Below are 21898 nucleotides of genomic sequence, written 5' to 3' on the forward strand. Positions count from 1 at the left end.
ATTTCAGACAACACAATGGTAAATAGCACGCAGAACAGGCGCCACACGAGGGGCGAACAGGTCTCAGACGGCAACTACCCGGCGAGTCGGCGCGCAGTGCTACAGACGGCCGGCCTCGCGGTCGGTGGTACGGCACTCGGAGAGACAGTGATGACGCACACAGCAACAGCAAAGAGTACGTTCCAGACGAAGACGTGGCAAACCGAGGCTGTCCCTGAAACGCCGATTCGGGAACTAAGTTTCCCTGGGACCCATCACGCTGCGATGGTGACCGACGAGCCAGACTCGCCAGAGTACTACGACTGCCAGACCAGAGATGTCTACACGCAACTCTCAGATGGGATCCGGTTTCTGGACGTGCGCGTCGAGTCACAGGACGACGGCGACGGAACCGTGTTCTACGGCCACCACGCCGATGAAGCCGGCCAGTCACTCGATGAGACGGTGTTCCCAGAGGTCGCACAGTACCTCTCAGAGGTCGATGACGCCGGGGCCTCGGAGCTGGTCTTGCTCAAGCTCTCGCATTTCCATGATTCCAGGCCGTTCAGCGATGATGCGTTCGAGGCTGACGACTGGGAAGCGCTGTCAACGCTCTTGACCGACACGTTTGGGGCGTACGCGTTCGACCTCGGTGCGGTGAGTGGCACTGATTCCCTCCTCAACGCGACACTCTCCGAGTTCGACGGGCCGAAGATAGCGATCTTTTATCGAACGCTCACGGAGCACGACGATCCAGTCTCACTGCCTGATTTCACCGCGCCGTGGGCCGACTGGGTAGCGAGTTCCTATCCAGACACAGCTACCCCAGGAGATGTACTGGCAAACGGCGTCAGGAACGACCATACTGAAACAGACCGGCTTGGCGAGACCCAGTGGATCATCCGCGCACCAACGGATCTCTACAGCGGCGCACAGCAGACGAACGCGATGTTACCCCTATACGAGCAAGTCGTCAGCGTCGCCCCGGAACTGAATCCGAACCTTATCCGTGTCGACTACTACGAAACGTCCGACATCGTCCCGCTATGCCGCCGACTGAGTGTCGCCGGGCTGGATGGGACAAGTGATACGCCAATTTCAGAAGGAGTCTACTCGGTCCATTCAGTAGAGACGGGCAACGTCATCGAAATCACGGATGGAGATACCAGCGACGGCGCGAGCGCGGCTGAGGCCGACTGGACTGAGAGTGACCACCAGCGGTTCAGCATCCAACCGACTGACGACGGCACGTATCGACTCGACGCAGTACACAGCGGCAAGGTGCTCGATGTGGAAAACGAAGGAACAGACGACGCGGTCGACATTATCCAGTGGCCCTGGACCGGGAATGCGAACCAGCGGTGGTACGCTGTATCAGTCGGAGACGGCCGCTACGCGTTCATCAACAAACACAGCGGTCGCGTGCTCGACGGAGAACAACCCGGCGCGAACGTCCACCAGTGGCACTGGGAAGGGGACCCAAATCAGAAATGGACGCTCCATAGTCGGTGAGCGTCGCTATATCAGTCTCAACATAGAGTCAATACAGGGATACTTCAGGAGATTGCTGAACAAGCTGGAGCAAAGGACTTCCAGACCTTCTGTCGCTGGATCGACCGCGATCGCTAGCTTCCGATAGCAGCTTGTGCCTCTGACCGATGAGAGGCACGCCCAAGAGTGTGTGTCGACGAGGAATACGGGCCGTATATGACTGTCGGCGACTGGGATTCATTCACCGCTATCGAACCCTCCCTGAACACCCCAAGTGAGGACGTTATCGATGAAGCATTTGCAGAACTCGAACTGTGAGAAGTCCCGCTACCGATAGCTTTCGTGGGTTACACCGGGAATGGTTCCGAAGTGGCTGTCGCCGGCGAGAACAGGCTCATCACGCTCTATAGCGGTTGCAGCGATTGCCGCGTCTCCTTTGCCAATACCTGGCCCCTCACTGTCATCCGCATCAGCCATCTGTTCACCGAGTAGCCGACCGGCGCGACGAGAGATGCTCGGGGTCATATCGATCAGTGGGTACGAGTCAAGCACGGCTTCTACTGCCTGACGTTCCTCGCGAGTATTCGCGATCTTCCCAACGCCAATGTACAATTCCAAGACTGTCATTGATGGAATCGCCAGCGGAACGTTCGCTGCTTCGAGCTCCCGTTCCTTCTTGACGGCCGCTTCGACACCGTCGATGATATCCAAAATAAAGCTCGTATCGACAATCATTCGAATCGCTCAGCGACATCTCGAACCTTGTCGCGGTCATCCTCGTTAGCCTGCTCGATAGCGTCCCGCATCTCGGTCGTCTGGTCCTCGTCAAACACGCCGCGTAGGTCACTGAGTGAGTGCCCACCGATAAGCCGCTCCACGGCGTCGCTAAACGACTCGTCATCACGCTTGTTTGCTTTGATCCGTTCGTAGACATCGTCCTCCAGACGAACCTGATGTGACATCCCTGTTGACAGCGTTGACACTCCATCGGAATCAACATTTGGGTGCGACAGCAGGACGAGAGCGGTGAGATTGTCTACTAAATATTAGTTGCAGATTCGAAGGTCGAAAGTGAACGACGGGAGCCTGATCGGTGAAAACTACTCTTGGCGCTCACTCAACAGTTCATCCGGGAGTTCGTCGACAGCTGCTGTCAGCTCTGCCGGGATCGAGTCACGGTCGATTGCTCGGAGTTCTTCGAGTGCTATCTTAGCATGTGAGCGGCTGAACATACGCTAACCAACGCATTGCCAGTAGTTGTCGGTTGTGTTGGTTAGCGTCGTAGAGCCGCGATCACATTCGGTTACAAACTAGCGTCGCTTCTGCTCCAGCGGCTGGTCACGATTCTCGAAGATCGTAGACCGATCCCCCTGAGAAGTAGCAGTAGATATGAGTCAAGAAGTACAGCCATCAACTATGGGAAACTTGGTTGGTTCAGTCAAGCATATCCATACAGCCCCGAAAACGGGTGGTGGCCCGAAACCACGAGATTCCGTCGAAGCTGTCGCAGGCCGCGGTCTCAAAGGGGATCGATATCACCGACTTCGATCCATGTTCAGTTCCGCTGTTGATGGAGCATCAGCGTTGGCTGGGTTGTTTACCAAATCGTCAAATGCTGGGGACTCTGCCTGTTCACGCTGGGCAGTGTCTTCTGATTGGAGCAGCGTATTCAACCGACGTTCGAATTCTTCATCGGTGACTGCTCCCGTTGCGTACTGCTTGCGGAGTATCTCAATCGCTGAATCGGCATCTTCGTCTTCTCCACCTCGGTCAGTCGTGAGTGATTGTTCGATCATCGCGTAGACCAGACATAGCGAGCTCAGAATGCATCCGGCCCCAAGGAAGAACAAGACAAGCACATCCGCTGACACATAACTGGGATGGAGAAGATGCCTTCTGGCTGCAGTGAGCCAGCTACCCAGAAATATCACGCCGAGCACGAAGCTCGATACAGCCAGAGTTGCCTGGGGCCGCAGATTTTCAGGGATGAGCTGAACTATCCGATTACGCATGATTATCTCCTGTTCGGATATCTTTGGAGGGCATTCATGTTCAGATACACGTTGTTGATATAAAATAGTTATTACAGCAGCTAAACGGCTAGATTAGTATCTGTGGTGCTGCTGTGGGGGATACGGAACACGGCCGATGTAAAAGTATAAAATATTGATAGCCGACCAGAGAAATCATGTTCTGTTTCCGGGGTTATTAAGTTGTAAAATAGTAATAACGTAGGTGTGTTCGAATTGATCCACCGATATGCCCCCCAAAGCCCCACTGGTCGAACTGCGATTGCCATCGTGGCCTGTTTGATTGGTGTCCCAGCACTCGTTTTCGGGCTCTTTGCGCTGACTGGAAGCGTCGTATCAGGGGTGTTGTTTCTATTGCTCAGCACCGTCACACTCAGTGTCGCCGGACAATTGATACGAGGGGTCATTCGCCAGGCGAACGCGTCCCCTGCGGATAGTCTACAGGACGGGCAGCAGCTAGACGAATCAAACGAAACGCCAATTGAAACGCTTCGACGACGGTATGCAGAAGGTGAACTTGATCAAGAAGAATTTGAGCGGCGTCTTGACCAACTCATAGAGACAGAGGAACCAGAACAGCAGACAACCGAGCGCGAACGTGTCTTAGAGTAATCCCCCGTACTGATCGTACAGTCCTGATCTGGACTGCTATCCCAGTATCTTGACCGAGTGGAGCGACGAGAGAGATACCGGCAGCTGCGCTCAAAGTCACATGGAGTGAGAGGCCCACTACCTGGAAATGATTGCCACGACTACTCCCTATGACTGTTGTGTTCCAATATGATAGCTGTCCTTACGCGATTCGAGCAACCGATACCGAGTGCAAAACAGAGGAGGGTACCATTACAGCTCTTCTGAACCGGACTCTCTCACTCAGTGCAGAAGCAAGTATGACATAATGTTGGCCAGATTCAGCTTCTGTTGCCGGTAGATGCAAGACTAGGGCATCTGTTTCTCAAACCGTCTCAGTAACGCTGAAGCAGAAACGGCCGACGGCTGGCTCAGAGCATTCAGTTTTGTATAGAATTAGCTATGCTGAACGTGAGGAATAATTTAAAGGAAAAAATTTAGATATTGTTACTACTAGATGGAGTCATGGTAAGTAGACGTACCATACTGAAAACAGGATGTTCGGGAACTATATTCTTAGCAGGTTGCACTTCAAGTTCGAACAATCCACAAAATTCAACAGAAAGTGAAAGCTCCTCCGAAGGTATTGGCGAAACATCAGAAAGGCTAACATGTGGTAATATTACCGGTACACATATCTTAACTGTAACTCCACAAGGCTACACTCTAACAGCTGCCAATCGTCAGACTGCGGAATCATTTATCAACGATGTCAATGGGTTAGAAGCCGACGATATTACAGCAATAAATCCCTCTGAAGTGACCGAAATTGAGTCTTCTGAGGGATACCTAATAGAGTTTAACCAAGGTAATTATCAAGAATCGGACATGGGATCTTTTGTAAACCAATACGATGGAATCAATAGCTATTCTGCTGGAGTCAGTAGATTGAGCTTAATCCGAACTGGAAGAATTCTTTATACTAGATTGCAAGGAACTCAATCAGTTTCGGATTTTTCGGTTTTTCATGTAGTTACGAATGATTCATCTGCAGATTTGATAGCAGCAGATATAACAGCTCTAGAGGATGGACCATTCCCTAGTTCGCTCGGAAACATTGCTTTTCATATACAAGTCGGTAGCGACGAAACAATCACAGTAAGACAATCTGATCTAAGTGGGAAGTTTGAAACTTATGAATCGACCGGACCAAGGGTAGTATTATCCCTCCCCCGTGATGCTCTGGACAAATTCCAAGAACTAGTAAATCAAGGAGCTTTCGATGAGGGGAGCGATTCTCAAATCCGGGTCAAATTTAGGGAGGAAACAATTTTTGAAGGTGGTATTAATCAGAGACTTCGAGAGTCGATAAAATCAGACTCTTGGGATGGAGAGATAGCTGTGCCGTTTGAAAATTCAGACACAGCCAAAGAATTTGCGACAGTATTAAATTTAGATACGATGGGTCGAATCGCCACAGAAAGTAATATAGAAGTTTGTGAGCAATAAATAATAACTTCGACAGTTGTTCCGGATTTTGGAGGGTATTCGTTGCACGCTAATCAGGCCGACTAGCCAGCGGCGCGAAGGGGAACGAGGGCTGGATGAACGTGGGGCGTCAGGCCCCTAATATGCTCCATGCTAAGTCTTTCTCGGGGTTGTATAGGTCCTTTCAGTCGGGTACTCTCTTCCGGATCGAGTCCACAAACAGTGCGGTGAAGCTCTTCGCTGTTGCATTTCTGAGCAATATCAATACGCTCGGTTGAGGGCCTCATCAACATCATCGATACTTTCGCCACACCGCAGCTCATATTCCTCGCGCTCTGTTGCCCACTCACTACTGAACGCCGGATTTCAAAGCCATGCGCAGCAAGGCCCTGCCCGCACGCCCATCGTTTACCCATCGCCGGTGACCGTCTATGTGGCCCGTGGCCGTGACGAATATCTCAGCCACTCTAACCCACCGTTGCAGACATAGCAGGACATGCTGGTGGAAGAGGCTGTAAACCTGCAGCTACCATGCAGACTTATTTATGATAATTTGGGGGGTTGGTTTATAAAGGTACGAAATGCAGCAGAATTATGCAGAGTCGCCGTGATGTTTTACGAGTCTTAGGGGCTGCTCCTGTCGGAGCGGGAATGATAAGTCGGCAAACAGCAGCCAGATCCGCGTCATCAATATCAAATCTTGACAATAGTATTGTTCAACGTAGTAACTTTAGCTATGATGGGGAAAGTAAGAAGGTAACAGTCGAACTGTCCTATCAGCTACCGCCGTCTGTTACCGAACTCACAATCGGATCGGTTCCAGAAGAGTTTGAGCGTGTCTCAGTGGACACGAAAAATCTCCAGCAGGAAGACAAGTATACACATGTTTGGAGCGGTGGTTCCCCGCCGAAGATAACCATTGATATATCCTACAAATCTGACAATTTATCAGACGGCTTTTTTGGATATGCATCTAAAAAGTCTGCACTAGTCAGCACTATCGGTACTGACCCATCATGGCGATATTCTACTGAAAGTCCAGATTTTGTCAGAGAATCTGAGGTAAACGGTGAGGGGTATGCAGGAACAGAGACAGTCTATTTAGGACCCCACGACAGAGAGCTGCGAAATATAGAGGGGAAACAGTTGGCTCTTATCGTGCCGGAAGAGGTTACAAAGCCAATTGATGGAACCGATATCCTTGATGTACTCCAGCTGGGACTGAATAATTTGAAGCCAAGATTTGAAAGGCGAAAATATACGGCGTTCGTGTTTAGCTCTGTGCGGCAAGGAAACTACACCCGTGGAAGAGCGATAGCGACGGATATACTACTATCTGAGGAAGTAGCCCAAGCCGGGAAATATACACCTCCACATGAATTCGCTCATACAATCTATGGCGTTTTTGACGGAGAAGAGATGTATTGGCTTAAAGAAGGTATAGCACAGTATATTGGCCACTTACTCAACCTCAATGCAGGACTGATAACATTTGAGCAGTTTATCAGCAATATCCGGACGGAGCGATACAAGAATGTGAATCTATCAAATTATTCGTCATCGGAATCTGGAGCTGCGGATTATAGAAAGGGGGCACATGTGTTAGCAGCACTTGATGCAGAAATTCGAATTCGCTCGGGCAGTCAGAATACACTGATTGATGTCATGGGTGTCGAGGATGCTGATTTGTCAACGTACGAGGGGTTTGAAAGCGCAGTAACTAGGTTCTCTGGAGATTCAGAGATAACGAATTGGCTGGATAAATATATTCGCTCGTCTGGACTCCCTGAAATCCCATCTGAACCGCAGTACTACACATTAGATAGTAGTTCAGAGGATGATTTCCGTACGCCGACTCCGACATCAACGCCTACGCAGTCACCCACCGAGAATCGTATGCAAACTGAAACACCACAACAGACACCAAGCGAACCAGCGACGGTTGAAAATCTGGGGACCCCATCATCTAATACTCCCAGCGACATTGAGGCTACGATTCAAGAGTTAATCAGAGATGGCTCAGAAGTACTCAACCGGGTCATTAAATTGATCGGTCAGTAAGCTCATACAGGCACTTCACCGACCAGTTCGGTGTACAACCTTCACAACCCATCGACCAGCGCTGTCGATTCCTCGGGCATCAACAGCGTGACTGCAACGGTATCACCGGGCATGGATTTTTCTGACTGAGATTTTAACCTCAAGCTCGAATGCTTCTGCTTCAGTTTGTCCGATGTTGAGGAAACCGACCCGTTCGTCCGAACAGTTTCCCTCCACCTCATATCTTCCACATTCGGACGGTGGGAATGGCGGAAGCAACATCGGAACGTTGACCAAACTATGTTAGTGTAGTTACAAGTACAACCTGCCCAATATAAAGATTTGTACCGGAACTCTCCCACCGGCCGATTCGCGTGTTGTATTCGTCACGCTGCTCAGAACATCAGCTGTGTTTCTGATGACAGGAAGTCACGGATTCCTCAATCATGGACTTGAATTCGTCTATCGTATCGTTCTCCACCATCGTTCTGAACATTACCTCTTGATCGTCATGCCCAACCCCCGGAAGAGACTGAAGATAGTCAAACAGGAGCGAGGTCACTTCGGCGATGAGGCCCGTACTATCTCGTTGATCGAGGCCGGCTACTTCCGTTCCCGCACCTCCTGTTCGGGTAATCACCCACGGACAGTTCACAGCATCTTACCCTGCCTTACTGCTTAATCCCAAGCGAGACTCTATATTTATATACTAATCGACGTTTCTACGGATCACAAGAGTCGGGAAATGCTAGGTTCAAGAGATCACTGTTCAGAGGTACTGGAGTCAGACATGGACAGTGTTTGTCCTTTGCACCAGTATTCGTAATTCGCGTCCTCCTTTCTGTATTTTTGAGGGTCCCCTGCAAGTTTTCTTGAGAATTCTACCTCGGCAGAATCTCCTGCTGCTCCATGAACACCCCCAGACATTTGCAGGGTAACGCCTGCCGAACAAGCGTCGTTCAACGACTCTATCGTAGGTTCCTTCCCAGAGCGTTCATGCAGGAAAGGCTCTGTAACAAAGTATCCAGTCTTCCCACTTTCAAGGATGTTCGCATCAGGTGCTGGATCGAAGTCCTCGCCGCCTTTTCCTACCCACCTTTCTACTGGTAGCGAGAAATTTGCTTCGCCGCGTGGCCGGGAGATGAAGCCTACGTCACCCTCTTCGTCATCACTCATCCCAAATCCTTCAAACGTAACAGTTGCAGTCTCAGCATTATCTAAAGTGAACGGACCAACCAATTCTGGCGCGTTGCCTTTATTCTCCACCTGGAGGACAACGGCTGCATCGAGGAATCTCCTCTGATCTCTGTCCCCCATTTCGCTAACCTCAAATTCGTCACGGAAACTGCCGTTGTTTTCGAACTCCCGCGCAAGGCCTATATCAACTACTTCCAGTTCGGGCTCTAGTGAGAGCTCCGCTGAGCCCACTTGTTCATCTTCCTCTCCCACAGCGACAATACGGTAGTCGCCCGCCCGATACGAGTCGCCCTCACCGAAGTCCTTGTCAGGGTATTCCCACTCATCATAATCATCACTTAGCAGTAGACTGACAGAGGCCGTGTCTTCACCGGTGCTAACCCCAGATTCTTTGACTACTTCATCTTGGTAGAATATATTGATTTTTGATACTTTGCTACTATCTTTTATTTCCACCTCTATAGAATTTCGTACAATCTCAACATTTGCTATTTGACCGCCGCTTTGGAGTATTCCGAGGCATCCAGAAAGACTGATTGCACAACTCGCTCCCACACCTGCAATAACTTTTCTCCTATTCACAAGCATTATCAGGAAGGCTATTTACATAAATTTATGCATAAAGTGCTTTACATTATTCACCAATAGTATATTATAATTCAAATTTATTGAAGGTAAGAGGCGTGTCGTATGCTGATTATCGATTTAAGAGCATAGGAATTACTGATATCCCGTTCTAAAAGTCAGTTGAGAGCGAATTGATAAACCAGATGATAGGGAGAACCTGGAACCGTTCGAAGCGGCTGTGTTGAGAGGCCGTTACCGCTGGTAAAGGATGTCACTGGCAACATGAGCGGGTTGTTGCTCCACATCTGAACAAGGCCGAGAATCCTACTCGTCGGCCACCTCGTCGTCTTCCTCGGGCTGAATATCTCGAAGCCGACCACCGATCTCCTGCTCGTACTCTTCTAAGAGGTCGTAGAACTCTGCAATCGTCTCCTCAGCAGTCTCACCTTCCGCTTCAATCGTCATTCTGTCTTCGTCCCGTGTTTCGGTTCCTCGTTTCACCCGGGCCTCCATACTACAGCCGATGTCTGTTCGTTCTACCTTCTCAACTGAGTCTGGAGCCGTGTCTTGATCTTCGTCTGTTTCGTTTGACATGGTTCTTTTCAGGACGCTCTCACTGGAACGCCCCTCACCCGACTGGGGGACACAAAACAGCCGCTAATCACTACTCTTGAACGCATCCAGACCGGCCTGCTCGCTCGAAACAGACGCCGTAACTGGAGCTGTTCGATCCTCCGAGCCCGCATCTGTCTGCTGCTCCGGACTGGGGTAGTTGCCTTCCTCAACCGGATTCTCGAAGGCGTCGGTCACCCACTCACGAAGTTCAGAGACCTCCTCGTCGTCTAGCTCGCGAACGCTCCCACCCAACACAGAGTACGAGGTTTGCCACGCTCGCTGGAACTCAACAGTCAGTGAGTCGCCCTAGATAACGTAGGCGTCCAGATTCAAGAAACAGCAGTTCAGCGCTGTAATCCGGGCACACAGCGGGTCCTTGTCCTGCCCGAACAGGAGCGCGTCTGGCTGCTTTCGGCCGGCGACTAGTAGCATCCGACCGCTCCCACAGGCCGGGTCAAGAACCGTCTGCCGGTCATCGGTATCATTTTTATCTACAACGCCGGCGATCTCGGCCATCGTCTCGCAGACATTGTGTGGCGTGAAGTGCTGGCCGAAGGCATCGCTCGACATCCCGTATTCCTCATAGACAGCGCCCAGAACGTCCGCGTCGGTGGCTGCCATTCGCTCTTGGAGGTGACCGAACGCTTTCGAGAAGAGGTCGACTGACCGTTGTCCCTCGGGATGGTCCATATCGCCGCGCTCGCGGTGGTCGTCGACGATCTCCAGATATGGGTAGTCCCGGCGTTGCAGTGCGAACAGCATGAGATTAACCCAATCTCGGAAGACCGTGTGGGCGCTGTGCCCTCGTTGACGGATCTGCTCAAGCGTTTCAACAATCTCGTCGACGTCGATCTGTGGCGAAGCCATGCTCTCTCGGCCACCAGAGAGTCACAAAATCTGGCCTGCCAGTTATCGTCACTACAGTAGCTCTACTCGCTGAGTGATCTGGTCAATGCATGAGATTGATGAATCGATTAACACAGGAGTTTGACTCAGCAAATAGAATAGATTGTTCCCGGTGACCCGTCTTCTTCAATAATCACATGTGCACTTCCGTAACAGGTGCTCGTGGTTATATTTACCTGCCCGGTTTCGTTTCGTGCCATCCATCGGACTTCGAAGGTTTCGATACCGTCAGGTGACGAACTATTGGTATTGTAGACCTCTCGCTCCTCGCCCGCATCGAGCACATAACTCCGGTCGTGAACTGTCTCATTCGACGCCTGTCTCACGACGGTAATCTCGAAGGTTGCACTCTCGTTCCAGTTGTTTTCAAGATAGAGAGAGTGGTCAGGGGACGGTGGATTCGAAGCAGGGACTCCAACGCACCCCGCGACAAGTAGTGACAATACAAGGACACAGGTTACATTTTGCACTTGCTTGTCCATACTCTGGCTACATCGTGGTTGCCATATGTGGTTTCTGCTAAATTCGCAGGCTTACTGAGCGGTCGTTTCAATCGCGTTCATGAGCAAAGAAACTGTTTCCACAGCGGCTACGGCGAGTCGTACAGGTCTTCAACCGAGCGTCGGTAGTAGTCCTGACTGGAGTCTGGAACTGGGTCAGCCTCCTCCGGGTCCTTCGCGATGATGCTGGCGAACCGCTTGGGCGGCTTCCAACTATCGTCAATTTCGCGGGCTTCGGACTCTTTGACGAGTGCGTACTCACCGTCGGCGGTAACGTACAGGACACGAATCCCCGGCTTCTCGCTCAGCGGACCCCTGAGCAGTTTCCCCGTTCGTGTATTGACCAGCCATTCAAGTAAGAGCCCAGCCCGACACTGGATTGCATACAGTTGCACCTCGTCTTCTTCGGGAGATTCTGTGCGACCCTTGTCGGCCCACGATTGGGGCAATGACCGGTTATCAGTCTCATCTTTCCAGCGCCATTTTAGCCTTTTCTGACCGCGATTGCGATGTCGGTATTTACTGCTCATTATTGGATTCTCTCAGCCACTAGAGAAACGCAAAATTCGCTTTTCGTAGCCTCTAGAACAACTTTTTTGCTGTTTGAGAATCTAATGATTAGTACGAGGACTCACTATGAAAACAGCCGAGTCCCCCACCACGACTAGCGAGGGTTCGCCACCAGACCAGTGGATATCCCGCCAGCCCAGCGGGGCCCGTGATCTTGACTTCCAGCAGATTCGAGAGCGCCAGTCAGCGACGTGGAACACCGCCCTCGATGCTGATGTCGACGTGACAAAGGGTAGTCGCCCGGATCTGTTTCTCGTCTCCGTCGACGACGACTGTCCCGTGAATTGCTCGCTGGCTGAGCATCCCAACGGGACCCACGCTGGCTGGTGCAGCTGCGAGGCCTTCCAGACGACCACCGTCTGTCCACATCTCTGTGTCCTTCGTCAATACGCTGCTCTCGGTGATCTCGCCCTTCCGGAACGAATAAGCGATAGTCAGTCGTCGTCTGCTGTGTAAGCACCACTCCGGTGTTCGATTCTGTGGACTTCAAGTACCGAAGCATCGTGTGCGAGTACACACGCAAGACGGTACGTACCAACCCGAAGCTTCCAGAACGGCCCGCCAGTCAGTGGCTCTAGGAAATCCTTTGGCTCCCGCCATGTTGAGTCAACAACCTCATCAAGTTTTGAAACGATTCGGTCCTGAACGTGCGTATCAAGATCACTGAACTGCCCAGTGGCACGCTCAGTGAACTTCCACGTCCACTCCTCGTCACTCGTCATTACCGTCTTGATTCATCATGGCACGGACTTCCTCACGCGAAACCAGTTCAGCATCACCCACGCGGAGATCGTGCTCGCTCGCGGCGATCTGTTTCCACCCACTCCGACTAAATTCGGGATGTTTCACTGCATCCCGAGCGACGTGGCGAAGGAACTCGCTCCGTGAGTTGAACCCCTCTTCTTGCCACGTCGCATCGATATCCTCAAGAAAGGATTTGCTCAATCGGAGGTTTATTTGTACCATCTCTGGACCACCGTTTCCAGTATCGCTATCTGCATCAGACATATACATATGCTATACGCTGGTGTAGTATAATTCTTCACCTATTGTGCGGAGCATGAGTACTCTGCCGAATAGTGTATCGTCATCAGTCGCTGCTCACCGTAACATCAGTCAGTGGTCGGACATCAACACGCCCAGTCCGGTCGTGGTCAAGACACTGGCACAGTCGCCTCCGAACCGTCGCTTGCGAACACGGTTCCACAGCAACGCCTACTCGTGGATCGTCCCGAATCTGAACATACTCCGCGTCGACGTCCAGTTGCGTGTGCTTGACCCGACACCAGATTGTCTTCTCCCATTCCTGCCCTAGATCGGTCACATATCGAGCAGCCAGCGCTTCGTGGTGAAGCTCGACGAGAACTCGTTCGACAAACGATACGACCTTCGTTGGCGACCGTAGCGCCGGGACCGACCCAAGAGCAGTCTCGGAGTCGTGCTGTGCCGCCGATTCGGGAGTATCAGTTACAGACATACGTTCTCTCTCAGGACGCGCTTTCTGCCCGCCCTGCACCCCATCGGGGCACACAAAATAGCCTGTCACGACGCTTCAGTCAACGATGTGCTCCTCGATCTGCTGGAACCACTGACGGACTGTCGACGGGTTCAGATCCATCGCCTCGCCGATCGTCGCCTGTGTGAGTCGGATATCTGACTCCCGACTAGCGAGGTACAGAGCGCCGGCTGCAACCCCATCCGGTCGTCCGTTGACCTCGGTAGACTCGGTTGCCTGCTCTGCCAGTTTGAGTGCCTGCTGTCGAACCTCCGGCGCAACATCAAGCGGGAGATCCGAGCAAATCCGTGCCACCCAGTCCACCGGGAGCGATACTGGAATCGGAAGTTCGAGTTCCATCAAAAACGTCCGGTGGCAGTTCCAGATATGTGAGTCGGAACACCGAGCAACGTCAGCGACTGTATCCATCGTCACGAGCCCGTTGCATCGACAAGAAGCGTACACAGCGGCCGCTGCACCGCCTTCAATCGACCGTCCGATTAGCAGGTCCGCATCCTGGGCCTCACGGAAGAGCGTGGATGCCTNGCCTTCAATCGACCGTCCGATTAGCAGGTCCGCATCCTGGGCCTCACGGAAGAGCGTGGATGCCTGCTCTTTCACCGACCGACTCTCAGACAACGCACTCGCGATGCGTCGGACTTCACCGAGCCCGTGAGCAAGGTTCCGGTCGCGCTTGCTGGAGTACTTCGACCGACCGTGGAGCCGACGCTGGCGAGCAAGCCGTCGACGCCGTCTCGGAGAGATATCTGAGCTCTCAACAGAGCCGATGTTCGTCGACAGGCCCCGGTCGTGGCGAGTGGCCGTCCGGGGAGCACCCGTCCGCTTCTGTTCCTCCCGATTGTACGTTCGCCACTCCGGCCCGTGGTCGAGCTGGTCTTGTTCGGTCACCAGGCCACAGTTCTTGCAGTGCGTTTCCCGTCCGCTGCTATCAAGCGTGCCGCCACACTCGGGACAGCCCTGTGCAACTGCAAACAGCTCTGTCTGGACAGTTTGTGAAGACATTGAGAAGATACCTCTCACCCGACTGGAGGCTCAGAAAACACGCTGCGGCGCCCGGTCAGGCGTCGGGCAGTTTCCCATCCGGGCGCGGGACTCGCTTGGCTTCGATCTCGATCTCGACCCGGCGACGGCCCTGAAAGACCTCGCCGCGTTCCTGTGCCTGTCGATGATGGGCAAGGACGTCTTGCTGGTCGTCGGCTTCGGTATCTGAAGGCTGTTCGCCGACGGACTGCTGGTCAGTGCTCATGATCGGGAAATCCCTCGCCCGGCAGGGGGTCACAAAATTGGCAGTGCGTACAAGCAACCGATAGAAGTCACTCAGGCCTCAGCAACATCCCAGACAGACCGATGAGCGTGAGAACAGACGCCGATTTCGAAGCGAGAACGGCGAACGAAGCTCATGAAACTCGTTGCGTACGACTTGCTCGGGCGTGATGGCGAGGGACCGGGGCGGGAGTACTGGCCATGCGATGCGTCGGTCTCATCGCCGCTTAACCTGACGGTCCCAGTGCCGTAGTGGGTGCGGATGGGCTTTGGTCACACCGAGAAGGCGTGGAACGACCGTTCAGTGGATCCGCGTATTGACTTCGGGCCTTTCATCAGACACAGAGAGTATTGAAAACAATCTGCTGAATACAAAGCGCTTAGTCAGAACCGTATAATCACCAGTCAAGATCGAATGGGCACTGATCAACGCAATAGTACAATCCGCAGAATCCACCTTCCCGCCATGACTCTGGCGGCAGGAGGTTTCCCGGAGTTTGATCACTGTCTTTTTCAGGTCAAATCGCTCTAATCACTCCAGCATTACAATCGCCCCGTTCCGGGTCAGTTCGAGCGTAATCGAGTTGTCATCGCTCATTTCGTCCATTATTCGGTGGACCCGCTTTCCTCCATTTCGTCCAGCAACTCCTCCAGTTCCTCCGCGCATAGGCCGCTTCTTTGAAGAATTGCTCTTCACCGATACCGCCCCGTACCTTCTGAGGGTCTGTATCGGGACAATACCTATCACATGCAAAGAACAGCGGCTCGAGGACTTCGTATGGTTCGTCTGCAGGCACATCGTGATAATCCTCTTTGAACTCTGTCAAGTATCTATGCATAAATTCTGACGATTCCATTTCGCCATTTGTATAGGAAGTTATGAGATCCAGATATTTCTCCGCTCTCTCATTAGCGTTCATAGTCATTCACCATCAATAATCCCGGTACTTTCCATATTTTGACGTTGGTCAGCAGTCAGCTTGTATCCAGTCAAGAACTCTCCATCGTCCACGATAACGTTGTTACCGGTTCTCGAATTGTAAATGTGCGTGACTGATTGATCGCCTTCTAGTCGCTTGTACTTCCCTTCGATTACCTCGGTATCAGGGTCAACCGCGTGCTCAGCGATAGCCTCTTTGAACCGTTCTTTGTTCTCCGGGTTCTTGTTCCCGTTTACACCGAAGTCATCAGCATGCTTATACTTGCTATCGATTTGACTGTCTGGCAGATCAACCTCCCCCAGTTCGTCCATCTTTCGCAGCGTGTCTACGCCTGTAGAATCAGAGTCAGCGTACCGCTGAATGAGTTTTCGTGAGAATACATCGTCTCTGTTGATGACATTCGTGGCATCACGACCCTCGTCAGTGGCGAGCTTCTTTGCGTCCCCGAGCAGATCCGCTGCTCGCTCGTCACTTATCGAGTCTCGTCGCACAGCATCCAAGAGCTTGTTATGGAACGTCGTTGCGTCGTAAGAGCTAATTGAGTCGGTTTGTTTGAGTCCATGCCAGGCCTCAGTGAAACTGTCACAGGGACTGTTACAGACCTGCTCATCAAGGAGTGAAACGCCGTCGTCACCGCCACGCGCCACCATCTCGTCGGCTGTCGACTTTTCGTTCGGATCCAGTTCGTCGTACCACTTGAGACTCGTCGCCAGTTCGTCCGACGAGACTTCACTCGAGTCGTAGGCCCGGGTGAAGCGCCGCTAGGTCGCCGCGTCGTCCCTCTCCAGCAGGATATCCGCTGCATCGGAATCCGTATCTGCTAGACCGTTCAGCGACCGCCGACCACGCGAATCCGTTCGCTTGAACAGATCCATCGCTTCACTGGCCGGCGAATCCACGTCCGAGTCGCGCAGATACCGCCTGGTCTGGGGCGACAGCGAGTTGAACTCGTCGACGACGGCCTGTCGCTTTGGCCCCGGCATATTCGCCAGCCTCGAACGGATTGCGCGTCTCGTGCTGATCCTGCAACGAATGCACCTTCAGCTGAGGCAGTTTGAACACGATCGACGGCCGGTTGATCAGCATCGTCGCCATCCCCACCATCTGCGTGACGTACTGCCTGGGATGGAGAATCATCTCCACGATCCCCACGAGCGAGATCCCGATCACCGTCGTCGTCCCCGAGAAAAGCGACATCAGGCCGATGAACCCAGTCTCGCCGGCGCTGATCGGCAGTTTGTCGTAGTTCGAGCGGCCTCACCGAATGTATCCGGCCCCTTCAGCGTCTGCCGTTTACTGTTGTCGTGGATGTCGACCGTCTCGACATCGACCGTGGTCGGTCGGATGACGCTCTTTCCACCCACGACAATCTTTCCAACCCCATTGGAACTGATCGTACAATGGTGGTCAGTCCAGAGGCTAGCATAGTAGCATTAAGAACGCGGTCCTTACGGGAATCCAATGCCACCAACAGTTTCACTTATCAAACCGAGAGCTAGTCAGATTCAAGCATGGTGTCCAGCGGGACCGAGTCACGAATCCACGCCTCTGGGACGGACTCGAACTCACGAAGTTCCACCAAGTCTGCCCCACCCGTTCGACCATGAAGTGTGCCGATCGTCCCGATTCGAATGGCCACGTCGGCTGGAACGTCAACGATGGCGACTGTGATTGATTCACTCTCAGGAAGTGCGTACTCGTCGCGGATTTCTTCTTCGTCGGCGGTAGCATCGAACTGGTCACGGCGGTGGAGCCAGCGTTCGCCGGGCAGGCCGTCGGGGTCGAACTGGAGGTATTCAGTCGAATCGGTGGTCGTTGCGTCCATGACGATGGATCCGTCCGCGTATGGGTTTGCCATTGGTTGTAATTGAGTGTTGGTTGACTTCGTCCGCTCACCACAGACCAGTGTCGATGACCTCTCGATCATATCTGTCGCCGGTGTCGGGGTCGAGTCGGTAGCGGTGGTCAGTGGTGCGATTGACTGCGGTTTGCTCCCAGAGTTCGCCATCTTCGACGAAAATGGTGCCTCGTCGTTCGCCAGCATCCGAACGCCAGCGTTCGGTGCCATCGGCCTCGAAGGCATAGAGAGTGTGAGTGGCCTGTTTACACCGCAGGAAGATGGCGGTATCGAATTCGACAACTCGGGTGATCTCGCCGCTAAGTTCAATAGTTCTGTCGGCAATGGGTAACTGGTTATGTGGCCATTTGTTGAGAATGTCACCAGTCTCGGGATCGAATTCGAAATTCCCTTCGGTGTGCTGAGTTAGGTAGCGATCTAGAAGTGTCCACAAATCGTAATGGTGGGCATCTTCTTCGTCACTCTGTACCGACTCAATTACCCATTCACGTTCTCCAGACGGAGTCACTGAGATAACATTTCGGGTTTGGTCTTTGATGTGAAAATCGAATCCTTCTATATTGCGGTTTTGGTACTCTGTCCGGAGAATCACACGCTCATCAGCCACAATCGAATCTCCGATAGGATACTGGAAAACGATCTCCTCACCGTTAATCGAGATTCGGTCCCAGTCAACCTCAATTGTCATGGAGAATCACCGCTAAGGAACGTATCCACATCCCATTTTCCATCCCTAATGGCTGGTAGATCTTTCATTTTGAGGTCCCTGCTTTCGTCCATCATATCTTCACCACGAATCTCGTACTGAATCCCACCACCATCGTGGCCAAAGTTCTCCCCGGCCTCGCTGATGCGGACGATGGTTCCTTCATCGACATCAAGCCTGGTAACTTTGTCGGCGTCGCCGGGAAGCGCGTATCGGTCGACAATCTCGTCCGACCCGACATCAGCGTCGCTACGCAACCGATCGATGTCGTCGGCGTCGGTCGCCCAGGGTCCGGCCTCGTGGTTGTTTCTCGTCGAATCCCAGAACCGATAGACCGAGAGAGATTCGTCGGCTTTCCCGTCGATGACGATAGTATCGGCGTCGTACGGGCTTTCCGGGCCGTCGTACCACGACGAGTAGTACGGATCCGAATCGACGTCGATGTCGGAAGCTGGTTTGAAGCTGGTGATCGTGACGTCGTCGCTGACGGAATCGACTTGCTTGAGCGCCGTTGTTACCGATTGCTTGGAAATATCCGGATCGCCTGCAGCGCGGATCCAGGACTTCCGGAGATCGTCATCGTCGAGAAGACGCCGGAACTGCCTGGCCTCTCCCTCGTCAAGGTCCCCATACTTCCGGGTCGCACGCGAGAGGTCAACGGCGTCAATATCGGTGTCCCCAAGCAGTTTCCGAAGCGTATCGTCTCCAAGTTCGTCGACGAGCTTGACGCCAGCCCCATCCGTATCGGCGATGAGCTGCTTGGCCCGTCGTTGCTGAGTGCTGTCGAGGTTGTCGACCTTTTTGACGGCCCTGTCGATCTGGTCGAAGGAGTCGACGCTGTCGTCATCAGCCGCGCGAGCGACGCCCCGGCGGAACGACTGGTCGAGGTCACCGGAGCCGTCGGCGAGGATGCGGACGGTTTCGCCGTCGGCTTTGGCGATGAGCTCGGCGCCGTCGTCGCCGGTTGCAGCAAGGACATCGTCGGCAGCGTCTTTGCCGCTCGCGTCGAGGCTATCGTAGCGCTTGACGGCCGTCGACAGTTCGTCCGTCGACACCTCACGCTGCTTGTGGGCCTTCACGAACCGCCGCTGTGTCGCCGCATCATCAATCTCCAGCAGCCCGTCAGAGACGTCCTAGTCCGTCTCAGCGCTTATGATGAGGAGTGTCGAAAGAGACTGCAGTCACAGAAGCCGCTTGCGGATATACTGGTCGATGTTCTCGGTGTCGTCGAGGTCGTTAAGCGTGTCCAGTGCGCCCTCCATTGAGTCGAGGTCGTCGGCGGTGAAGTCGTCCTGTTGGGCCACGCGGCCGAGACTCACGAGGAGCTTGATCTTGCTCACGGTGGTGTCGAGGTCCATTACCTTCGTGACGACATTCTCGGCTTCGGGGTCGTCCAGTCTGATGAACGACGGCGGGATTACGTCCCGAAGCAAGGCCGAGACGTAGAGATCGTCTTCAGCAGTGGCAGGTATATCTGAGAGCATTCGCTTGACGATATCTGCCTTGTCTCCCGTGGTATCAGTGACAACGTTCCGCACGAACGTACCGGTATCGAGATGCCGCAGGTTCCGGTGCTCGTCGACACGGACAGGGACGAGCTCTAAGTCCTCATTGGCGAATTCCGGGGCGATATTCTCTCGGTGGACACAGACGTCGGTGCCGATCGCATCGGGGTCGAAACTCGCGAACGGATCTGACAGTGTCACGTCACTCGGCGGTGAAACGGCGTCCGCTCGATCCATCCCATCCAACAGATACCGGTCTGCTGGGTGTTTGCTGCCGTAGTCATCCCAGGGTATCCGGGTCGTGACGATGAGGATACTGCCGTTTTCGAGCTTTTCGACCTTCCAGGCTGGAGCATCCAGAACCCGCTCGCAACCACCGAACCGTTCTATCAACGGCTCTGAGTAGATACCCAGCCACGGGAGTCGCCGCAGTTCGAACGGGGTCTCGACTGGCAGCACCGTTTTAGGTGTCGGAGCGATTTCACCGTCCATTATCGCCCTGTTGAACGTCGAAACGTAGAACGGATCGAGCTCGACCGCGAGTCGGCGAATCAGTTCGACGAATAGCTGCGCAGGGCCCGTGTACGCATCACCCGAGCTACGGTCTACTTCGACCAGTCGGTTTGCATCTACAGACACGTTTAGCATGGTGTCAATCGGTCCGCTCCAGTCATCGAGACGAAATCTGAGACGTATCTCTCTGTTCTCGGAATGAACCGAGATTCGGCCTTTTTCAGAGAGAGTCACATCTTCCGGGCTCAATGGTTCCGAGTCAGTCGCGTGTTCTGTCAATCCCATCTCCGCACAGATCGAAAGTGTTCTGTCGATAACTCTCGCTCTGATTGGCTGCTCATTGCTGTGAAAAGAGGCGAACACTGACCCTTCCTGCTTGATCGGATTACTCATGTTCCCTTGTTCAGATCGCTGTAACTCTTGAATTCGACACTAACGTCATCAAAGTTGTCCTCAACGAGTTGGCCAACGTCAGAGGGAGTTTCGACACTATCCACAGTGTCCGGGAATTCACCGGTAACTTCGTCACTGTACTCAGCGTCGAGTTGGTCCTGTCGCATAACGACGACAATTTCATCTTGGCCGCTCGCAGCTTGTGTATTTAGCTTTTTGCGGAGGCTGTCGAGTCTTCCACCGAGTGCTTCATACTCAGCTTCGTCGGGGTACAGCGGTGTGAATTCCTTGGTGTTCTTCGACTCGTATGCGGCCCCGTTACGATCGTTGACATCGATATCGGTCGGACCATCTTTGAGGTCGTCTCTGGTGACACCATCCGGAAGGTCCTCGTCGGCGATGTTGTCGGGATCAACCGTCGCATCCATCTCGACATTTGCGTCGTCGTTGTTCTCGGAGACACGCCGTGCAGTGCGGGTCTCACCTGCGAGCCCGGTGTAGCCGGACTGGTCACCAGATATCCTACTGATAGTATCATCCAGACGGTCGACGTTCTGGTCGTCAAGCGACTCAAGATCTTCCATGACTTTGCCCGGCTCTTCGCCTGGGACACCGTCAGGCACATCGTCCGAATCCTCGAACGCTCTGACGAGTTTGTCCGAGGCGTCTTGGTCCAGTCCGCTGCGACTGTCGACGAAGTCCTCAACGGATTTCAGGACCCCATCGCAGGGACTATTACAGACATCGGTACGCATGAGTCGGACCGCGTCCGTATCAGACCGCGCCATAGCCCCCCGAGCCACCGCTTTCTCATCGGCGTCCAGTTCGTCGTAGCGTCTGAGCGCTGTCGACAGTTCGCCACTGTCGACCTCGCCGCTGTCGTAGGCTCGAGTGAACCGCCGCTGGGTCGCCGCATCATCAATCTCCAGTAGTGCATCTGCCGCCTTCCGGTCGGTGTCGGCAAGCTTGTTCAGCGTCTTGCGTCCACTCGGCCCGGCGTTCCGGAACAGATTGGCACTCTTTGTCGCCGGTGCGTCAACATCGGTTTTGCTGAGATATCGTTTGGTTTGTGGATCAAGTTCATCAAACTGCTCAGTAACCTGCTTGCGCTTGGGGCCGGGTAGCTTGTTGAGTTTCGCGCTCAGTGTGCCCGTCCGGACGTTCGTATCTGGAAGCGTACTATCGATTTTGCCTGCCTGTCGGAGCACACCGGGCCGCACTCCATTTGGAACATGGGATGGAATTGCCGA

The 21898-nt window shown here is 53.4% G+C and carries 27 protein-coding genes and 1 pseudogene; 6 read left to right on the forward strand and 22 right to left on the reverse strand.

The window, feature by feature from the left end; translation table 11 throughout:
* Window positions 1–15: 15 nt before the first annotated feature.
* On the forward strand, window positions 16–1491 hold the full coding sequence (locus C443_RS00470) for an RICIN domain-containing protein (protein ID WP_005532757.1): 1476 nt from the start codon (window positions 16–18) through the stop codon (window positions 1489–1491).
* 306 nt (window positions 1492–1797) lie between these two features.
* Here C443_RS00470 and C443_RS00475 read toward each other — a convergent pair whose 3' ends face one another.
* The 4 genes from C443_RS00475 to C443_RS00485 form a co-directional block, all read right to left on the reverse strand.
* The gene (locus C443_RS00475; protein ID WP_005532759.1) at window positions 1798–2205 is read right to left on the reverse strand and encodes a PIN domain-containing protein; all 408 of its coding nucleotides are present in this window, start codon (window positions 2203–2205) and stop codon (window positions 1798–1800) included.
* Window positions 2202–2432 carry an antitoxin VapB family protein gene (locus C443_RS00480; protein WP_005532760.1) on the reverse strand — a complete coding sequence of 77 codons (231 nt, stop codon included), beginning with the start codon at window positions 2430–2432 and terminating at the stop codon, window positions 2202–2204. The genes C443_RS00475 and C443_RS00480 overlap by 4 nt, the downstream gene beginning before the upstream one ends.
* Window positions 2433–2570: 138 nt before the next feature.
* Window positions 2571–2702: a hypothetical protein gene (locus tag C443_RS21000; protein ID WP_268237888.1), complete on the reverse strand. Its 132-nt coding sequence runs from the start codon at window positions 2700–2702 to the stop codon at window positions 2571–2573.
* A 303-nt stretch (window positions 2703–3005) separates the two neighbouring features.
* On the reverse strand, window positions 3006–3482 hold the full coding sequence (locus C443_RS00485) for an SHOCT domain-containing protein (protein ID WP_152422982.1): 477 nt from the start codon (window positions 3480–3482) through the stop codon (window positions 3006–3008).
* A gap of 360 nt (window positions 3483–3842) precedes the next feature.
* Here C443_RS00485 and C443_RS00495 point away from each other — a divergent pair, with 360 nt between their 5' ends.
* The 3 genes from C443_RS00495 to C443_RS21010 all read left to right on the forward strand — a co-directional run bounded on the left by C443_RS00495 (window position 3843) and on the right by C443_RS21010 (window position 7619).
* Complete coding sequence (locus tag C443_RS00495; protein WP_005532763.1) at window positions 3843–4112, forward strand: SHOCT domain-containing protein; 270 nt, start codon at window positions 3843–3845, stop codon at window positions 4110–4112.
* A gap of 483 nt (window positions 4113–4595) precedes the next feature.
* Window positions 4596–5579: a hypothetical protein gene (locus tag C443_RS21005; RefSeq protein WP_152422983.1), complete on the forward strand. Its 984-nt coding sequence runs from the start codon at window positions 4596–4598 to the stop codon at window positions 5577–5579.
* A 630-nt stretch (window positions 5580–6209) separates the two neighbouring features.
* Entirely contained in the window at window positions 6210–7619 is a 1410-nt protein-coding gene (locus tag C443_RS21010; RefSeq protein WP_160163335.1) for a hypothetical protein, read from the forward strand.
* A 741-nt stretch (window positions 7620–8360) separates the two neighbouring features.
* Here the strand turns inward: C443_RS21010 and C443_RS00505 are convergent.
* From C443_RS00505 to C443_RS00520, 5 genes and pseudogenes are all read right to left on the reverse strand, one after another.
* Complete coding sequence (locus C443_RS00505) at window positions 8361–9377, reverse strand: hypothetical protein (RefSeq protein WP_160163336.1); 1017 nt, start codon at window positions 9375–9377, stop codon at window positions 8361–8363.
* Window positions 9378–9686: 309 nt separating this feature from the next.
* Window positions 9687–9956 (reverse strand): DUF7389 domain-containing protein, encoded by a 270-nt coding sequence (locus tag C443_RS00510; protein WP_005532767.1) that lies wholly within the window; start codon window positions 9954–9956, stop codon window positions 9687–9689.
* A gap of 63 nt (window positions 9957–10019) precedes the next feature.
* A pseudogene (locus tag C443_RS00515) lies at window positions 10020–10844 on the reverse strand (N-6 DNA methylase).
* A gap of 125 nt (window positions 10845–10969) precedes the next feature.
* Window positions 10970–11365, reverse strand: a complete 396-nt coding sequence (locus tag C443_RS21015; protein WP_152422986.1) for a hypothetical protein — start codon at window positions 11363–11365, stop codon at window positions 10970–10972.
* A gap of 107 nt (window positions 11366–11472) precedes the next feature.
* Window positions 11473–11913, reverse strand: a complete 441-nt coding sequence (locus tag C443_RS00520) for a hypothetical protein (RefSeq protein WP_049943786.1) — start codon at window positions 11911–11913, stop codon at window positions 11473–11475.
* Window positions 11914–12019: 106 nt separating this feature from the next.
* On the opposite strand from C443_RS00520, the gene C443_RS20575 reads away from it, so the two are divergent.
* Window positions 12020–12409: a hypothetical protein gene (locus C443_RS20575; protein ID WP_080505417.1), complete on the forward strand. Its 390-nt coding sequence runs from the start codon at window positions 12020–12022 to the stop codon at window positions 12407–12409.
* Here the strand turns inward: C443_RS20575 and C443_RS00530 are convergent.
* The 8 genes from C443_RS00530 to C443_RS21020 form a co-directional block, all read right to left on the reverse strand.
* Window positions 12388–12675, reverse strand: a complete 288-nt coding sequence (locus C443_RS00530; protein ID WP_005532770.1) for a type II toxin-antitoxin system RelE family toxin — start codon at window positions 12673–12675, stop codon at window positions 12388–12390. The genes C443_RS20575 and C443_RS00530 overlap by 22 nt on opposite strands.
* Window positions 12665–12961, reverse strand: coding sequence for a ribbon-helix-helix domain-containing protein (locus C443_RS00535; RefSeq protein ID WP_049943801.1), 297 nt, complete (start codon window positions 12959–12961; stop codon window positions 12665–12667). The genes C443_RS00530 and C443_RS00535 overlap by 11 nt, the downstream gene beginning before the upstream one ends.
* An 82-nt stretch (window positions 12962–13043) precedes the next feature.
* Window positions 13044–13430: a hypothetical protein gene (locus tag C443_RS20580; RefSeq protein WP_005532774.1), complete on the reverse strand. Its 387-nt coding sequence runs from the start codon at window positions 13428–13430 to the stop codon at window positions 13044–13046.
* 75 nt (window positions 13431–13505) lie between these two features.
* Window positions 13506–14471 carry a transcription initiation factor IIB gene (locus C443_RS00540; RefSeq protein ID WP_005532776.1) on the reverse strand — a complete coding sequence of 322 codons (966 nt, stop codon included), beginning with the start codon at window positions 14469–14471 and terminating at the stop codon, window positions 13506–13508.
* 55 nt (window positions 14472–14526) lie between these two features.
* Window positions 14527–14715 (reverse strand): hypothetical protein, encoded by a 189-nt coding sequence (locus C443_RS00545; protein WP_005532777.1) that lies wholly within the window; start codon window positions 14713–14715, stop codon window positions 14527–14529.
* Between the two features lie 604 nt (window positions 14716–15319).
* Entirely contained in the window at window positions 15320–15652 is a 333-nt protein-coding gene (locus C443_RS20585) for a colicin immunity domain-containing protein (RefSeq protein ID WP_160163337.1), read from the reverse strand.
* Between the two features lie 2 nt (window positions 15653–15654).
* The gene (locus C443_RS00550) at window positions 15655–16323 is read right to left on the reverse strand and encodes a colicin D domain-containing protein (protein ID WP_005532779.1); all 669 of its coding nucleotides are present in this window, start codon (window positions 16321–16323) and stop codon (window positions 15655–15657) included.
* 111 nt (window positions 16324–16434) lie between these two features.
* Window positions 16435–16656: a hypothetical protein gene (locus C443_RS21020; protein ID WP_152422987.1), complete on the reverse strand. Its 222-nt coding sequence runs from the start codon at window positions 16654–16656 to the stop codon at window positions 16435–16437.
* 71 nt (window positions 16657–16727) lie between these two features.
* Here C443_RS21020 and C443_RS21025 point away from each other — a divergent pair, with 71 nt between their 5' ends.
* Window positions 16728–16919 (forward strand): hypothetical protein, encoded by a 192-nt coding sequence (locus tag C443_RS21025; protein WP_152422988.1) that lies wholly within the window; start codon window positions 16728–16730, stop codon window positions 16917–16919.
* A 249-nt stretch (window positions 16920–17168) separates the two neighbouring features.
* Here the strand turns inward: C443_RS21025 and C443_RS00560 are convergent, their stop codons facing one another.
* The 5 genes from C443_RS00560 to C443_RS21030 all read right to left on the reverse strand — a co-directional run bounded on the left by C443_RS00560 (window position 17169) and on the right by C443_RS21030 (window position 21856).
* Complete coding sequence (locus tag C443_RS00560) at window positions 17169–17531, reverse strand: hypothetical protein (RefSeq protein ID WP_005532782.1); 363 nt, start codon at window positions 17529–17531, stop codon at window positions 17169–17171.
* A gap of 34 nt (window positions 17532–17565) precedes the next feature.
* Entirely contained in the window at window positions 17566–18219 is a 654-nt protein-coding gene (locus tag C443_RS00565; RefSeq protein WP_005532784.1) for a PQQ-binding-like beta-propeller repeat protein, read from the reverse strand.
* Window positions 18216–19316, reverse strand: a complete 1101-nt coding sequence (locus tag C443_RS00570; RefSeq protein ID WP_005532785.1) for a hypothetical protein — start codon at window positions 19314–19316, stop codon at window positions 18216–18218. The genes C443_RS00565 and C443_RS00570 overlap by 4 nt, the downstream gene beginning before the upstream one ends.
* A gap of 102 nt (window positions 19317–19418) precedes the next feature.
* Window positions 19419–20390 (reverse strand): hypothetical protein, encoded by a 972-nt coding sequence (locus C443_RS00575; RefSeq protein ID WP_005532787.1) that lies wholly within the window; start codon window positions 20388–20390, stop codon window positions 19419–19421.
* Window positions 20391–20644: 254 nt separating this feature from the next.
* Window positions 20645–21856: a hypothetical protein gene (locus C443_RS21030; protein WP_152422989.1), complete on the reverse strand. Its 1212-nt coding sequence runs from the start codon at window positions 21854–21856 to the stop codon at window positions 20645–20647.
* Between the last annotated feature and the right edge of the window lie 42 nt (window positions 21857–21898).

The sequence above is a fragment of the Haloarcula argentinensis DSM 12282 genome (assembly GCA_000336895.1).
GTDB lineage: Archaea > Halobacteriota > Halobacteria > Halobacteriales > Haloarculaceae > Haloarcula > Haloarcula argentinensis.

Excerpts from the sequence above, each read along its gene's own strand:
- C443_RS00545 (WP_005532777.1), bottom strand. The coding sequence starts at position 14,715 with ATGAGCACTGACCAGCAGTCCGTCGGCGAACAGCCTTCAGATACCGAA.
- C443_RS00520 (WP_049943786.1), bottom strand. The coding sequence starts at position 11,913 with ATGAGCAGTAAATACCGACATCGCAATCGCGGTCAGAAAAGGCTAAAA.
- C443_RS21015 (WP_152422986.1), bottom strand. The coding sequence starts at position 11,365 with ATGGACAAGCAAGTGCAAAATGTAACCTGTGTCCTTGTATTGTCACTA.
- C443_RS00485 (WP_152422982.1), bottom strand. The coding sequence starts at position 3,482 with ATGCGTAATCGGATAGTTCAGCTCATCCCTGAAAATCTGCGGCCCCAG.
- C443_RS00510 (WP_005532767.1), bottom strand. The coding sequence starts at position 9,956 with ATGTCAAACGAAACAGACGAAGATCAAGACACGGCTCCAGACTCAGTT.
- C443_RS00535 (WP_049943801.1), bottom strand. The coding sequence starts at position 12,961 with ATGTCTGATGCAGATAGCGATACTGGAAACGGTGGTCCAGAGATGGTA.
- C443_RS00530 (WP_005532770.1), bottom strand. The coding sequence starts at position 12,675 with ATGACGAGTGACGAGGAGTGGACGTGGAAGTTCACTGAGCGTGCCACT.
- C443_RS00550 (WP_005532779.1), bottom strand. The coding sequence starts at position 16,323 with ATGGTGGCGCGTGGCGGTGACGACGGCGTTTCACTCCTTGATGAGCAG.
- C443_RS00560 (WP_005532782.1), bottom strand. The coding sequence starts at position 17,531 with ATGGCAAACCCATACGCGGACGGATCCATCGTCATGGACGCAACGACC.
- C443_RS20585 (WP_160163337.1), bottom strand. The coding sequence starts at position 15,652 with ATGAACGCTAATGAGAGAGCGGAGAAATATCTGGATCTCATAACTTCC.
- C443_RS00470 (WP_005532757.1), top strand. The coding sequence starts at position 16 with ATGGTAAATAGCACGCAGAACAGGCGCCACACGAGGGGCGAACAGGTC.
- C443_RS21000 (WP_268237888.1), bottom strand. The coding sequence starts at position 2,702 with ATGTTCAGCCGCTCACATGCTAAGATAGCACTCGAAGAACTCCGAGCA.
- C443_RS00575 (WP_005532787.1), bottom strand. The coding sequence starts at position 20,390 with ATGCTAAACGTGTCTGTAGATGCAAACCGACTGGTCGAAGTAGACCGT.
- C443_RS20575 (WP_080505417.1), top strand. The coding sequence starts at position 12,020 with ATGAAAACAGCCGAGTCCCCCACCACGACTAGCGAGGGTTCGCCACCA.
- C443_RS00475 (WP_005532759.1), bottom strand. The coding sequence starts at position 2,205 with ATGATTGTCGATACGAGCTTTATTTTGGATATCATCGACGGTGTCGAA.
- C443_RS21005 (WP_152422983.1), top strand. The coding sequence starts at position 4,596 with ATGGTAAGTAGACGTACCATACTGAAAACAGGATGTTCGGGAACTATA.
- C443_RS00480 (WP_005532760.1), bottom strand. The coding sequence starts at position 2,432 with ATGTCACATCAGGTTCGTCTGGAGGACGATGTCTACGAACGGATCAAA.
- C443_RS20580 (WP_005532774.1), bottom strand. The coding sequence starts at position 13,430 with ATGTCTGTAACTGATACTCCCGAATCGGCGGCACAGCACGACTCCGAG.
- C443_RS00565 (WP_005532784.1), bottom strand. The coding sequence starts at position 18,219 with ATGACAATTGAGGTTGACTGGGACCGAATCTCGATTAACGGTGAGGAG.
- C443_RS21020 (WP_152422987.1), bottom strand. The coding sequence starts at position 16,656 with ATGCCGGGGCCAAAGCGACAGGCCGTCGTCGACGAGTTCAACTCGCTG.
- C443_RS21010 (WP_160163335.1), top strand. The coding sequence starts at position 6,210 with ATGATAAGTCGGCAAACAGCAGCCAGATCCGCGTCATCAATATCAAAT.